Annotated in this window: 13 protein-coding genes; 5 read left to right on the forward strand and 8 right to left on the reverse strand. The window is 68.4% G+C overall.

What is annotated here, in order from left to right:
- Positions 1-2: 2 nt before the first annotated feature.
- The 5 genes from dapA to OO71_RS07015 all read right to left on the reverse strand — a co-directional run bounded on the left by dapA (position 3) and on the right by OO71_RS07015 (position 5,163).
- Positions 3-947: a 4-hydroxy-tetrahydrodipicolinate synthase gene (dapA, locus tag OO71_RS06995; protein WP_033288831.1), complete on the reverse strand. Its 945-nt coding sequence runs from the start codon at positions 945-947 to the stop codon at positions 3-5.
- Positions 944-1,630 (reverse strand): GntR family transcriptional regulator, encoded by a 687-nt coding sequence (locus OO71_RS07000; RefSeq protein WP_033288832.1) that lies wholly within the window; start codon positions 1,628-1,630, stop codon positions 944-946. Before OO71_RS07000 ends, dapA begins: the two co-directional genes overlap by 4 nt.
- On the reverse strand, positions 1,618-3,063 hold the full coding sequence (locus OO71_RS07005) for a fumarylacetoacetate hydrolase family protein (protein WP_033288833.1): 1,446 nt from the start codon (positions 3,061-3,063) through the stop codon (positions 1,618-1,620). The genes OO71_RS07000 and OO71_RS07005 overlap by 13 nt, the downstream gene beginning before the upstream one ends.
- 409 nt (positions 3,064-3,472) lie before the next feature.
- A complete protein-coding gene (locus OO71_RS07010) occupies positions 3,473-4,555 on the reverse strand; it encodes a DmpA family aminopeptidase (RefSeq protein ID WP_033288834.1) in 1,083 nt (360 codons plus the stop codon).
- Positions 4,552-5,163 (reverse strand): TetR/AcrR family transcriptional regulator, encoded by a 612-nt coding sequence (locus OO71_RS07015; protein ID WP_033288835.1) that lies wholly within the window; start codon positions 5,161-5,163, stop codon positions 4,552-4,554. Before OO71_RS07015 ends, OO71_RS07010 begins: the two co-directional genes overlap by 4 nt.
- A 139-nt stretch (positions 5,164-5,302) precedes the next feature.
- Between OO71_RS07015 and OO71_RS07020 the strand changes: the two genes are divergently transcribed.
- Positions 5,303-6,691, forward strand: a complete 1,389-nt coding sequence (locus OO71_RS07020) for an APC family permease (protein ID WP_033288836.1) — start codon at positions 5,303-5,305, stop codon at positions 6,689-6,691.
- Between the two features lie 7 nt (positions 6,692-6,698).
- Here OO71_RS07020 and OO71_RS07025 read toward each other — a convergent pair whose 3' ends face one another.
- The 3 genes from OO71_RS07025 to OO71_RS07035 form a co-directional block, all read right to left on the reverse strand.
- Positions 6,699-7,322 carry an AMIN-like domain-containing (lipo)protein gene (locus OO71_RS07025; protein ID WP_051791164.1) on the reverse strand — a complete coding sequence of 208 codons (624 nt, stop codon included), beginning with the start codon at positions 7,320-7,322 and terminating at the stop codon, positions 6,699-6,701.
- A 317-nt stretch (positions 7,323-7,639) separates the two neighbouring features.
- Complete coding sequence (locus OO71_RS07030; RefSeq protein ID WP_033288837.1) at positions 7,640-8,914, reverse strand: lipase family protein; 1,275 nt, start codon at positions 8,912-8,914, stop codon at positions 7,640-7,642.
- A gap of 76 nt (positions 8,915-8,990) precedes the next feature.
- Positions 8,991-10,055: a tartrate dehydrogenase gene (locus OO71_RS07035; protein WP_033288838.1), complete on the reverse strand. Its 1,065-nt coding sequence runs from the start codon at positions 10,053-10,055 to the stop codon at positions 8,991-8,993.
- 124 nt (positions 10,056-10,179) lie between these two features.
- Here OO71_RS07035 and OO71_RS07040 point away from each other — a divergent pair, with 124 nt between their 5' ends.
- The 4 genes from OO71_RS07040 to OO71_RS07050 are packed head-to-tail and all read left to right on the forward strand — an operon-like array spanning position 10,180 to position 13,369.
- Entirely contained in the window at positions 10,180-10,533 is a 354-nt protein-coding gene (locus OO71_RS07040) for a PadR family transcriptional regulator (protein ID WP_245633593.1), read from the forward strand.
- Positions 10,530-10,685 carry a hypothetical protein gene (locus tag OO71_RS49925; protein WP_156096210.1) on the forward strand — a complete coding sequence of 52 codons (156 nt, stop codon included), beginning with the start codon at positions 10,530-10,532 and terminating at the stop codon, positions 10,683-10,685. Before OO71_RS07040 ends, OO71_RS49925 begins: the two co-directional genes overlap by 4 nt.
- Complete coding sequence (locus OO71_RS07045) at positions 10,682-11,605, forward strand: hypothetical protein (RefSeq protein WP_051791166.1); 924 nt, start codon at positions 10,682-10,684, stop codon at positions 11,603-11,605. The genes OO71_RS49925 and OO71_RS07045 overlap by 4 nt, the downstream gene beginning before the upstream one ends.
- Positions 11,606-11,617: 12 nt before the next feature.
- Positions 11,618-13,369, forward strand: a complete 1,752-nt coding sequence (locus tag OO71_RS07050) for an arabinofuranosyltransferase AftB family protein (protein ID WP_033288840.1) — start codon at positions 11,618-11,620, stop codon at positions 13,367-13,369.
- Positions 13,370-13,414: the final 45 nt, after the last annotated feature.

Here is a 13,414-nt window from a genome sequence, read left to right on the forward strand (position 1 = left end):
GGTCAGTTTCCTTCCAGGATGAAGCCGTCGGCCGGGGAGAGGAAGTACTCGCCCTGGTGCATGAGCTCGGTGATGCGCGCGATCCCCGGTTCGGTCGGGGTGATCAGCGGCGGGCGCACGTACCCGGAGCGGATGAGGCCGCGTTGTTCCAGCACCCACTTGCCGGGCGCGGGATTGGTCTCCACGAACAGCAGGTCGACCAGCGGGTGCAGGCCGTAGTGGATCTCGCGGGCGCGATCGAAGTCACCTGCGGTCCAGGCGCGGTACATCTCGGCGCTGGCCGCCGGGGCGATGTTGGCGGTGGCGCTGACGAACCCGGCGCCGCCCAGCGAAAGCAGCGGCAGACACAGCAGTTCGATCCCCGACCAGACGAGCAAATCCTTGCCGCACAAGTGCAGCACGCGCGAGAAATGCTCGAAGTCCTTGGTGGTTTCCTTGATCCCGACAAAGTTGTCGAAGTTGCGGAACAGCCGCGCGACCGTCTCCGGGGCCAGGTCGACGGACGTGCGGCTCGGCACGTTGTACGCGACGATCGGCAGGTCGGGGAATTCCTTGGCAACCGTGGCGTACCAGACGTACAGCGCTTCCTGCGTTGGCCGCGCGTAATACGGGGTGATGATCAGCGCGGCGTCGATCCCGGCGTCGCGGGCGGCGGCGGTGAGTTCCATCGTCTCGTCGAGTTTCGCCGAACCGGTGCCGGGCATGAACGGCACGCGATCGTCGACGACCTTGGCGACCGTGCGGATCGCGTCCGCCCGCTCGGCCACCGTCATCGCGCCGGGCTCACCGGTGGACCCGCCGATCGACACGCCGTGCGACCCGGATGCCAGCTGCCAGCGCACGAGGTTCGTGAGGCTCTCGTGGTCGAGTTCGCCGGTGTCGAGGAACGGGGTCATCAGCGGCGCGATCGAGCCGGTGATGGCGTTCGGAGTACTGCGGAACCTCATGGGGCGGGGTCCTTCCTGGGTACTTCGGCGGTGGTCCGCCGGTCGAGGTAGGCGTCGAGGGTGGCAGTGCGGTGCCGCCGGGCGGCGAGCTCGATTTCGAGCGGGTCGGCGTGCTGTTCGATCAGCACCAGCAGCTGCTCGTGCTCCTTCACCGACTCGTGCGCGCGGCCGGGGACGAAGCTGAACGTGGAGTCGCGCAACGAGTTCAGCCGGTGCCAGCCGCGGTGTACGAGGTCGAGCACGTGCGGGTTCGGGCACGGTTCGAAAAGGACCGAGTGGAATTCCTGGTTGAGTTCGGTGAAGCGGTGCGGTTCGAAATGTTCGAGGCACAGCCGCATCTGTTCGTTCACCGTGCGCGCTCGTTCGAGGTCCTCAGTGGACAGATGCGGCGCGGACAGCGAGGTGGCAAAGCCTTCCACCAGCGCAAGGGTTTGCATGGTGTGCTCGTACGCGGTCTCGTCGACCATCACCACCTGCGCGCCGACGTTGCGCTCGAAGGTGACCAGGCCTTCGGCTTCGAGCAGCCGGATCGCCTCGCGCACCGGCACCACGCTGACGTCCAGCTCGCGCGCGATCTGGCCGAGCACCAGCCGGTAGCCGGGGCCGAAAGTGCGGTCGGCGATCCGGTCCTTGATCCACCGGTACGCCCGCTGCGCCTTGCTTTCGCCGTTCACCGGCGCCACTGCTCGTACCTGGCTTTCCAGTGGTCGTTCATCGGGTACAGCCCGTCGACGCTTTCGCCGGCCGCGACCTGTTCGGCGATGAACGTTTCCTGCCGCTCCTGCTCGATGGCCGCGTCGGCGATCTGCTCGACGAGGTGCGGCGGGATCACCAGGACGCCGTCTCCGTCGCCGACGATGACGTCGCCTGGCTGCACGGTGGCGCCACCGCAGGCGATGGTGACGTCGGTGTCCCACGGCACGTGGCGGCGGCCGAGCACCGCGGGGTGCGGACCGGCGTGGTAAGTCGGAATGTCCAGCGCTGCCACGGCATTCAGGTCACGGACCCCGCCGTCGGTGACGATTCCGGCGGCCCCGCGGACCTGCGCGCGCAACGCGAGGATGTCGCCGATCGTGCCGGTGCCCGTCTCGCGGCGGGCTTCCATCACGAGGACGTCGCCGGGGTTCAGCGTGTCGATCGCGCGTTTCTGGGCGTTGAAGCCGCCGCCGTGGGATTTGAAGAGGTCTTCGCGGAAGGGGACGTAGCGAAGGGTCCTTGCGCGGCCGATGAGTTTCGCGTCCGGGCGGGTGGTGGCGAGGCCGTCGATGGAGACGTGGTTGTAGCCGTTTTTACGCAGCTGCGCGGACAAAGTTGCGGTGCCGACACTCGTGAGTTTGGCTTTGAGCTCGTCGGTGAGGACGAATTCCGGGGGGAGTCCGGCGGATTCGCGGTCGCCGTATGCCTGCTCGCGCTGGGCGTCGTCGACCTTGGGTTGCGCGCCGAAGCTGCCGAGCGGGACGGTGCCTTCGGTGATCGGGGTGACGAGTTTCCCCGTGCTGTGGTTGCCGCTCGTTACTTCGACCTCGACGGTGTCACCCGGCTGGACGACGGACGATCCGGCTGGGGTGCCGGTGAGGATGATGTCGCCGGGTTCGAGGGTGATCAGCTGCGACAGGTCGGCGACCAGGGTGCCGAAGGGGAAGATGAGGTCTTCCGTGGTGTCGTCCTGGACCAGTTCGCCGTTGACCCAGGTGCGGATGCGCAGCTGTGCCGGGTCGATCTCGGCCGCGGGAAGGACGGCGGGGCCGAGCGGGGTGAAGCCGTCGCCGCCTTTGGAACGGAGGTTGGAGCCGCCGTCGGCGTGGCGCAGATCGTATACGCCGAAGTCGTTGGCGGCGGTGACGCCGTGGACGTACGCCCAGCCCTTCGCCGGCTCGACCCGCCGCGCTTTCTCGCCGATGACCAGCGCGATCTCGCCCTCGAAGGCCAGCAGCTCGGTGCCCGCGGGACGCTCGACGGGGGTGCCGGAGACGCTGACCGAGGTAGCGGGCTTGAGGAAGTAGGAGGGCTTCGCCGGAGTCCGCCCCCGCTGCGCCGCCCGCGACGGGTAGTTCACATGCAGCGCAATGACCTTGCCCGGCCGCTCCGGCGGGCTAGTGCTCGATGCCGAACTCATGGAGGGTGACCTGCCCGGATGTCGACTACGGAAGATATCTCAAATCATATACGATCCATCCGGGCCTGGGCAAGCCTCGCTCGCTGCGGTAGACGTCCGTGAAGGGAACCATCACGGAATCTGAATCCCTCATGGTTCCCTTCACGGACTTCACCCAGCCCCAGGCCGCACCCGCGCACCCCGCGCGACCGGGCAGCCAGCCCCAGGCCGCACGCGCGCCCCCATCCGACCCAGGCACCCAGACCCGGCCCTGCACCCCGATACGAAGCCAAAACACGGTCTGGGGCTGTTTGTCAAGGCATCTTTCCCGCCTTGACAAACAACCCCAGACCGTAGTCACAATTCCGGCTTCGGGGTGCCCCACCGCAACAGTTCCCTCAAGCCGAACCTTCACGGACTTCCCCCGGGCTCAGCGCGACGGTGGTGCGGGACGCCAGCGAGACAGCGGCAGCGCAGGTACCCGACGTCCCCGATAGCCGGTCATCTCCTCGTTCGCCACCAATGCATTGAGCACCGCCTCCTCGACCGTCTGCACCGCCGCCTCGAAGAACGGGTCGATCGCGCCCCACGGAACGAAGCGCAGCTGCTCGTACTGCGGATCGTCCGGACGCGGGAAATGGCTGGTCAGCGCGCCCGCGTTGGCGGTGCTGAAGGCCAGGAAAAGATCGCCGGAGAAGTGCGACCCGGTGGTACCCGTGCGGGCGAGGCCCAGCGGGACGCGCCGGGCCAGTGCCGTGCACTGCCCGGGCAGCAGCGGCGCGTCCGTGCCCACCACCACGATCACCGACCCCGCGCCCGCCGGGGCGAGCCAGCCCGGGTCGGCCATCGGGTTGTCCGCGGCGAGTTCCGCGCCGAGCGGTTCCCCGGCGACAGTCAGCTCTGCGCGGCTGCCGAAATTCGCCTGCACCAGTGCGCCGACGGTGTAGCTGTCCGGGCCATGCGCCACCACTCGCGACGACGTGCCGGAGCCGCCCTTGAAGCCGTAACACGTCATCCCCGTGCCGCCGCCCACGGAACCTTCGGCCAGTGGACCCGTTGCGGCAGCATCGATCGCGGCCACCGCGTGTCCAGTGTGGATGGTGGGCGCGTTGACGTCGTTGAGGTAACCGTCCCAGGTTTCGGCGACCACCGGCAGCAGCCACTCCGCCGCCGCGGCCGGGCGTTCGCGCACCACCCAGTCGATCACGCCGCGGTGGCACGGCCCGACCGCGTGCGTGCTGGTGATGAGCACCGGCAGTGTGAGCGACCCGGTCTCGGCAAGCCACGCGCGGCCGGTCATCTCCCCGTTGCCGTTGAGGGAAAACGTACCTGCTGCGCACGGGACGTCGAACTGGGCATGGCCGCGTGGCAGCACCGCCGTGACCCCGGTGCGGACGGACGCGCCCTCGACCAGCGTGGTGTATCCCACCTCGACCCCGGGCACGTCGGTGATCGCGTTGTGCGGTCCGGGTTCGCCGGCGAGAGCCAGGCCGAGGTCGCGGGCGCGGGTCATACGGTTTCCTCCAGGCTGCAGCTCGTCGAGACCCGGGCGTAGGACAGCACCATCGCTTCGGCGCTCGCCCGTTCGATCGGCGGTACTGCTTGGGTCAGGTGCAGGCCATACCCGTCTTCGAGGGTGACGAGGTTGCGCGCGATGGTGACCGGATCGTCGGTCAGCTCGAAAATCCCGGTCGCCGCGCCGGCTTCGAGGATTCCGGTGTAGCTGCGGACCTGCCGTTCGTACAGCGCGATGTGCCGCGCCGCGTACGCCGGATCGCGCCGCGCGATGGTGCCGAGCTCGTACAGCAGCACGCACAGCTCGTCGTTCTTGCCGTTCGGCAGTCCGCTGCCGATCATCGCGCGAAGCCGGGCCCGCGGGTCGCGCTCCGCGGCGACGGCCTCCTCGCGGGCCACGCAAAATCGGTCGACGGCCTCGCGCTGGACCTCCTCGAGCAGGTCGCTCAGTGACGGGTAGTAGTACAGCAGGGAACCCGGTGACATGCCGGCGCTGTCCGCGACGTCGCGCAGCCGCAGGTTCAGCACCCCGCGCTCGACGACCGTCCGCCGCGCCGCCGCCACCAGTTCCGCCCGCCGCTCGGGGGCCTTGCTCGGTCTCGCCATACCGCTGATTCTTTGAACAAATCGCGAAAAATGCAAGCCCTGGGTTCGCGCCCCTTGACGAACGTGTGTCGAGGGCCTTAGCTGAACGCCGGCTGGTTTTTTGAGTTCCATTCAAACAACGACGTGATGGAGGCCAGCGTTGTCCACCCCCGTCTTGCGCCGCGGGTTGCGCACCCTCGGCATGCTGCTGATCACCCTCTCCGCGATCAGCCCGGCGTCCTCGGTGTTCGTCATCGCGCCGGGCGTCCTCGCCGGCGCCGGATCGGGCGCCTTCTACAGCTTCCTCGCCGCCGCCGTGGTCGGCGTCTTCATGGCCTTCGTGTACGCCGAACTGGGCTCGGCCTTCCCGGTCGCGGGCGGCGAGTACGCCATCGCGGCGCGTACGCTCGGCCGGTTGCCCGGGTTCATGGTGCTGGGCATCATGATCGTGACGCAGGTACTGATCGTCGCGGTGATCGCGCTCGGCGTCGGCACGTACCTCAGCGTGGTGCTGCCCGGCGTCTCCCCGGCCGTGGTGGCGGCGGTGACCTGCGTGGTCGCGGCGGTCGTCGCGGTGTTCGACATCAAGCTGAACGCGTGGGTCACCGGCATTTTCCTTGCCGTGGAACTGCTTGCGCTCGTCGTCGTCGCCGTGCTCGGCCTGGCCCGCCCCGCCCGGCCGTTCACCGACCTGCTCGCGCATCCGGTCGCCCCCGGCGGCGGCACGGCGACGATCAGTGCGGTAATCGTCGCCACCGCCATTGCGATCTTCGCCTACAACGGTTACGGCTCGGCGGTCTATTTCGGAGAGGAGACCAAGGATGCCGGCCGCGGGGTCGCGCGGGCTGTCCTCATGGGACTCGGGGTGACCGTGCTGGCCGAGCTGGTCCCGGTGACGGCGGTGCTCATGGGGGCACCGGATCTCGGGACTTTGTTCAGTTCTCCCAACATGTTGTCATATTTCGTGCAGGCTCGCGGTGGGTCCACATTGGACACGGTGCTGAGCTTGGCGGTCGCGCTGGCCATCATCAACGCCGTGCTCGCGATCGTGCTGATCAGTTCCCGTCTGGTGTTCAGCAGCGGACGCGACCGCGCCTGGCCCAGTCTGATCAACCGCGCGCTGGCTTCGGTGCACCCTCGATTCGGGACGCCCTGGATTGCCACCTTGGCAACGGGTTTCGTCGCCGCGGCACTGTGCTTTGTGGACTCGCAGGTGCTCACCGTCGTGACGAGCACGTCGATTGTCGTGGTGTACGCGGCATTGTGTCTCGGTGCGATCCTCGGCCGCCGCTCAGGGGTGACCGCAGGCGCGAAGTACCGGATGCCGCTTTTCCCGGTTGCACCGGTGCTGGCACTCCTCGCACTTGCTTTTGTGTTGTACCTCAACGCAACCGACCCGGTGATCGGCCGCCCGAGCCTCATCGTCACCGCCGGAATCGCCGTGCTGGCAGTCGGCTATTACCTGCTCGTCCTCCGGCGCCGCGGCGGCTGGCAGTTGACCGATCCCGAGGCGGAGGTGGTCACCGCTCCGGTACGCGAGGTGTCGTGATCCCCTTTCAGTGCGCGATATCGACGACGACCAGGCGAATCTGATCGGCCTGTCGTACTTGGCTGGTCACCCGGAACGGCAGCTTCGTGCGGACACCGATCGCAATGGTGCACTGTCCCTCGAACGAACCCGCAAACCGCACCGCCCGCACCGAGTCCCATCCGGCGGGCTGGGCGAAGTAGTCGCCCGTCTTGGCCAGGACGCGTCCAGGTTGGTGTCCACTGTCGTCGGTGCCTTGCGCGGGCGCCCGGATCACCACCTGGAGCACCGCATTCCCGGCGACGGGCAGCGGCGCGTCCGAAGGATCGGCCGTCACGAGTGGCACGTACCGCACGACGTACCCCACCTCGTCGGCGCCATTGATCGTGAAGACGACCTCGTCGTAACACTCGTGGCGGCTCGCTTTGACGAGATAGAGCGCATTTCTCGTCGAGCCCGCACTTTCTTTTGTTCCGGTACCCCAATCCTGCACACACCCCGGACGGCTCGTGGCCGGTTTACTGTCCGAAGTGGACGGTACCGGGGTCGCGGTGGGGGCCGCGCTGGTCACCGGCACCGAACTGGTGGGCGCGGGAACGCTCGCCGGTCCACTGCACGAGGACAACACCAGCACTCCGGCGAACACCGGCATCAAACGGATGACTCTTCGACCCGAAGACGACTCGATTCGGTTTTTCATGACGCGCCTGCCTGAATGGATCAACCCGATCGCCCACCCCCGGGACAGGCCGGGTGAATACCCGCCAGTGTGCGACCCCGGCCCCCGTGATAAGCCCACAGTGACGGACTCGGACACATTTCGACGCCGAACCGTGTCCACCCCGCCCAGTCGCTGCCCTTGTCACAAGTCCGTGAAGGGAACCATGAGGGACTCAGATTCCCGCATGGTTCCCTTCACGGACTCAGATTCCGTGATGGTTCCCTTCACGGACTACCGGCCGCGGGGGATCAGCGCGTAGGCACCTCCGGTGCCAGGGAATTCCCGGGCGGGATGTGGCCGCAGCTGGACGGCGCCGGGGTACCCGCGAATCGGTCGTTCAGCCAGGTCAGCGCGGCCGGGGCCCACACCGGCACCGCGGTCGCGTGGCTGAGGGCGTCGTACTGCGTGTACTTGATCCCCGTATTGCCCGTCGCGCAGTACTGCCGCGCCAGCGCACGCACGTCACCCGCCACCATCACCCCGTCGCCGGGCTCGGTGCTCACCGTGCCTTCCAGTGCGCCGTTGCTGGCCTGCCCGATGAACCCGGGGATCGACGGCGTCGGCGCCGAGCCGAGGTTGACCTTGTTCACCGCGGCCACGAACGGCGGTACCGAGTTCGGGTCGGCGTACTCCGGTTTCACCAGTTTCTGCCACGTGAGACCGGGATAACGGCCGAGTGCGACGGCAATCGACGCGTTTTCCATCTCCCCGAGCACCTTGAGCCCGTACTCGCTCGCGTACGGCTTCAGGTCGATGCCGTAGCCGCGGGACACCCCGATCAGCGCCATCGGGATGACCCCGGACCAGATCGGGCTCCCGCCGACGTACTTCAGGTTGTGCGCGGGATCCACCAGCACCCCGCCTTCGGCGAACCCGACGAGGTTCTTCGCGACGTCCGGCGCGTAACTCGCCGCGAGCGCCGACGCCCAGCCGGTCGCGATCGCGCCGCCCGAGTAGCCGAGGAGGCCGAACCGGGTGTTCGCCGACAGCCCGGGCACCCGGACTGCCGCGCGGAGGGAGTCCAAAGTGGTCTGGCCGTATTCGGGCCCGGCGGCGAAATCCGCGGTCGGCCCCTCGGTATCGGGAATGACGACGCTGTACCCCAGCGCGAGCGCCGGCGCGATCAGCGCGGACTCGGCGTTCGGCAGGACGCCGCCGAGCCGGACGTCTCCGGCAATGGCGCGGGAGGGCGCGTCCTCGGGGTCGAGCGAGTCGTACGCCGACTGGTACGAGATGGCTTTTCCGTTGTCCCCCAACGGATTACGGACGATCGACGTCACGTTGGCAACCGCGCGGCCCTGCGCGTCGGTGGTGCGGTAGAGCAGCTGGGTCGCCCGCACCGGGGTCGGGAAGCCGAAAACGTGATACGTGAGCGTCCGTGACTTGAGCACGGTGCCCGGCGCGTAGGACGACAACGGGCCGTCGAAGCGGTAGAACGAGTCGGTGGCCGCCTCGGCGGCGGGGGTGATGGCGAAGGTGACCAACAGTGCAGCGGCCAGCGTCCGGACGGTTTTCCCGATCATGACTCCCCTTTGAACCATGAAGTGGATCACGACTGGCCGGTAACCTACCAGTGAGTAGGTATGAGCACAACCGCACTCAGCCGATCGCGAACTCCAGTACCGCCTCGGTGAACTCCGCGGTCGTCGCCGTGCCGCCGAGGTCAGGGGTGCGGACCGGGGTCCGGGCGAGGACGTCGGCGATGGCCTGCTCCACCGCGGCTGCCGCTTCGGCGTGGCCGAGGTGGTCGAGCATCATCGCGGCGGCCCAGATCGCGCCGAGCGGGTTCGCGATGCCGCGGCCGGCGATGTCCGGGGCCGAGCCGTGGACCGGTTCGAACATGGACGGGAAGTCGCGTTCCGGGTTGAGGTTGGCCGCCGGGGCGATGCCGATGCTGCCTGCCACGGCGGCGGTCAGGTCGCTCAGGATGTCGCCGAACAGGTTGGACCCGGTGATCACGTCGAAGTGTGCCGGGTCGAGAACCACCTTGGCGCACAACGCATCGATGTGCTCCGACTCCAGCGTCACGTCCGGATAGGACAGTGCCCGTTCCGCGACGACCTCGTCCCAGAACGGCATCGTGTGCACGATCCCGTTCGACTTCGTCGCCGACGTCAGCAGCCCGCGCCGCCGGGTCGCCAGCCCGAGGGCGTAGTCGGCGATCCGGGTGACCCCGGCCCGGGTGAAAACCGCCTCCTGCACGGCCATTTCCTCCGGGAAACCGCGGCCGAGCCGTCCGCCGATCTCGCTGTACTCGCCCTCGATGTTCTCCCGCACCACCACCAGGTCGACCTCTCCGGCCAGCGCGCGCCGCACCGGGCTCTCCACGCCCTCGAACACCTTGACCGGACGCAGGTTCACGTACTGCCGGAACTCGCGCCGGATCGGGATCAGCAAGCCCCACAGGGAAACGTGGTCGGGTACCGCGGGGTCGCCGACCGCGCCGAGGAAGATCGCGTCGTGGTCGCGGATCCGCGCGAGGCCGTCGCCGGGCATCATCGCGCCGGTTTCGGTGTGGCGGCGGCAGGACCAGTCGAACTCGTCGTAGCCGAAGGTGATCCCGTGCCGCTTGCCGACGGTGTCGAGGACGCGGCACGCGGCCGGGGTCACCTCCTGCCCGATGCCGTCGCCGGGGATGAGGGCAATGCGGTGCTGGGTCGCCATGCCCTCATCGCAGCATCGGAGCGTCCCGCGCGTCCAAGACGCAGCCCGAGCCCGGCTCATAGCCGCTGCTTATGGACGGATACTCGCCAACCGGCATATATCGCGACGTGATATATATGGACGGGTGACCGAACGAGGCATGTCGGAGCAGGCCTTCCTGGTCCTGACTGCGCTGGCCGACGAGCCGAAGCACGGCTACGGCATCGTCCAGGCTGTCGAGACGCTGTCCGAGGGACGGGTGCGGCTGCGGGTGGGGACGCTGTACGGCGTGCTCGACCGGCTGGTCGCCGACGGCTGGGCCGAGCGCGACAAAGAGGAGATCCACCAGGGCAGGCTGCGCCGCTACTACCGGCTCACCGAGGCAGGCGGCCGCGCACTGGCCGACCAGACCCGGCGGCTGGCCGCGAACATCGACGCGGCGAGCACGGTCCTGCGCGCCCGTGGCTGGTGGTCTCCGCAACCGGAGGGTGGGGCATGAGCGGGGTGGCAACGCAGGTCGGGCGTCTCCGCGGTCCGAAGGTCCTGGCCGGGGAGGAACTGCAGGTCGGCGGTCTCCATGGCTCGAAGGTCATGGCGGGTGCGGAATCGCAGGTCGACCGGCGGCCCCCGCGGCTGGAGGGAAGGGGATGACCACCATGCAGGCCGAACTGCAGTGCCGCCGGATGGTGCGGCTCTTGCCGCGGTGGTATCGCGCCGACCGGGAGGACGAGATGGTCGGCACGCTTCTCGACGTGCGGTCGGCCGGGGGCGGGCGTTTCGCGGAATGGCGCGAGCTCGCGGCCATGGCCGGGCTCGGGCTGCGGGCGCGGCTGGCGGCCGGCCACGCGCCCGCCCGGGTGGTGGCGCTCGGGGACACCGTGCGGCTGCTTGCCTTGCTCGGCGTTTTCTGGGGCGCCATGAAAAGCCTGCTCACTGTCGGGCATGTGGTCTCCAATGCCGTTTTCCACCCGCAGTGGGACAACGATTTCGCCGGTGACCTCGGCCTCGCCGCGGCGGTGATCGTGCCGGTCGGGCTTCTTCTCGAAGGAAAGCGCCGGGCGGCCCGGATTTCCGCCGGGTTCATGCTGGCGGCCGGATTCGCCGTCTTTCTCTGGCGCTATTCGTTCAGCTTCAACCCGGCCCTCCTCGGGTATTTCGTTCCCCAATGGCTTCCGCTGCTGCTCGTCATCGTCGGATTTCACGACGGCGCCCCGCTTGCGCATGCCAGGAAATGGGGGACTGCGTTGGCTGCGGCCGCCGGATCCGCCTTCGTTTTCGGGTTTTTCGCCGACCTCGAACTGCGCGGGCTTTCCTGGTTCGCCTGGGTGGCCGCGCTGGTCATTCCGGGTTACCTGGTCTGGCGCCGTAGCGCAGAACGGCCGGCGGCGTGGTCGTTCTCCCTCGCCGCGTGCTGTGCGTTGGTCCTGATCCAGCCGCTGGTGCTGAGAGCCACCATGGTGAGCGAATTCGAGCCGGTCGAACTGGTACAGCTGAGCCTGGTGGGGACAGGAATTGCGCTGCTGGTCGGCATCGGCATCCGGGATTACCGCCGCGGTCTCGCCCGAGGATAAAAGGGAACAGTCATGAACACCATTCCCAGGGCGCTTCCGCGCGCCGAAAACCATGTGCCGGAAATCGGCCGGAGAATGCGCTGGAACGGCTGGGTGACCGGCGGTTCGGTGGCCCTCATCGCCATTCTCGGCTATTTCACCCGCTGGATTTGTGACGACGCGCTGATCTTCACCCGCATCGTCCAGCAGATCCTCGCCGGAAACGGTCCGGTGTACAATGTCGGTGAACGAGCCGAAGCAGCGACGAGTGCGTTGTGGGAATGGCTGCTCGCATTCGCCGGGTTCGTTTTCGGGCAGACCGACACGTCCACGCTGTCGTGGGTGCTCGGCCTTGCGCTCACCGCGACCGGGTTCGGCCTCGCGGTGGACGCGACCCGGCGGCTGCACGGCGGGCACACCGCCGTGATGGTCCCCTTCGGCATCTTCGCGCTGCTGGGCGTGCGGCCGGTGTGGCAGTACGCGACGTCCGGCCTCGAAACCGGGCTCAACACGTTCTGGATGGCGCTCTGCTGGTGGCTGCTCGTACGGCTGCGCGGCATCACGGCGGCGAAACCGATCGTCGGAGCGGCTCTCGTGATGGGCCTCGGTCCGCTGGTCCGGCCCGAACAGGCGCTGGTGGCCGCGGTGTTCCTGGTGGCACTGTGGCTGGTGGTGAAGCCGACCTGGCGGGTGACGGCCGCCGCGGTGGCTGCGGCCGGTGCGCTGCCGGTGGGGTACGAGATCTTCCGGATGGGTTTCTACGGCATCCTCGTGCCGATGCCCGCGCTCACCAAGAACGCCGGGGAATCGTTGTGGGCACGCGGATTCGCGTACGTCGGCGACTTCGTGAACCCGTACCTGCTGTGGCTGCCGCTGGTACTCGCGACGGTGTTCCTGGCGAGTCTGCTGCGCCGCCGGCAGAACAAGACGGACCTGATCGTCGCGCTCACGCCGGTGGTCGCCGGGGTGCTGCTCCTCGGGTACGTGCTCAAGGTCGGCGGCGACTACATGCACGCGCGGATGGTGCTGCCGATCTTCTTCCTGGTCCTGCTGCCGGTGCTGGTGCTCCCTTCGTCGAAGCGCAGCCGCGCGGCCGCGGTGGTGCTGCTGACCTGGGCGATCTTCTGCGCGAGCCTCGGCAGGTTCGTCCCGGTGGACAGCGGCAAGAACCTGATCGACGACGAACGCGGTTACTACCGCGCGTGGACCGGCCGGATGTACCCCACCGAGTCCGCCGATTTCACCTGGAAGATGCAGCACCTGAAGGACGCCGTCACGAGCGGTGCGGGCGACGGCCAGCGAACCCTGATCTACCAGGGCATCCGCGAGGAGGTGCTCACCACGCCGCTGCGGGGTGGGCAGCCTTCGCGGAACGCCATCATCGGGGTCTACCTGGGTACGGTCGGGGTGATGGCACCCACCGACGTCGGCGTGATCGACTTCTGGGGCCTGGCCAACCCGATCGGCGCGCGGTTCGACTACCCGACGGTCAAGCCGGGGCACTCCAAACCGCTCGGGAACGCCTGGCTGCTGGCCGACTACGCAGACCCCGCGGCGCCGGTACAGCCGCAGGGCAACTTCGTGGTCCGCGCCGACGTCAACCCGGACCAGGTCGCCGCCGCCCGGCACGCGCTGAGCTGCGGGGACCTCGCGGAAATCCAGCGGTCGGCGCGGGAGCCGATGTCACCCGGCCGGTTCTGGGACAACCTCACCGGCGCCGGGCACCGCACCGGCGTCAGCATCCCGCCGGACCCGTTCGAGGCGGAGCGCAAGTTCTGCGGCTGACGCCGCTTGCCCAGGTCAGAGCCTTGGCGCATGCTGGAAGCCGCA

The organism is Amycolatopsis jejuensis (genome assembly GCF_000717335.1).
Taxonomy (GTDB): Bacteria; Actinomycetota; Actinomycetes; order Mycobacteriales; family Pseudonocardiaceae; genus Amycolatopsis; species Amycolatopsis jejuensis.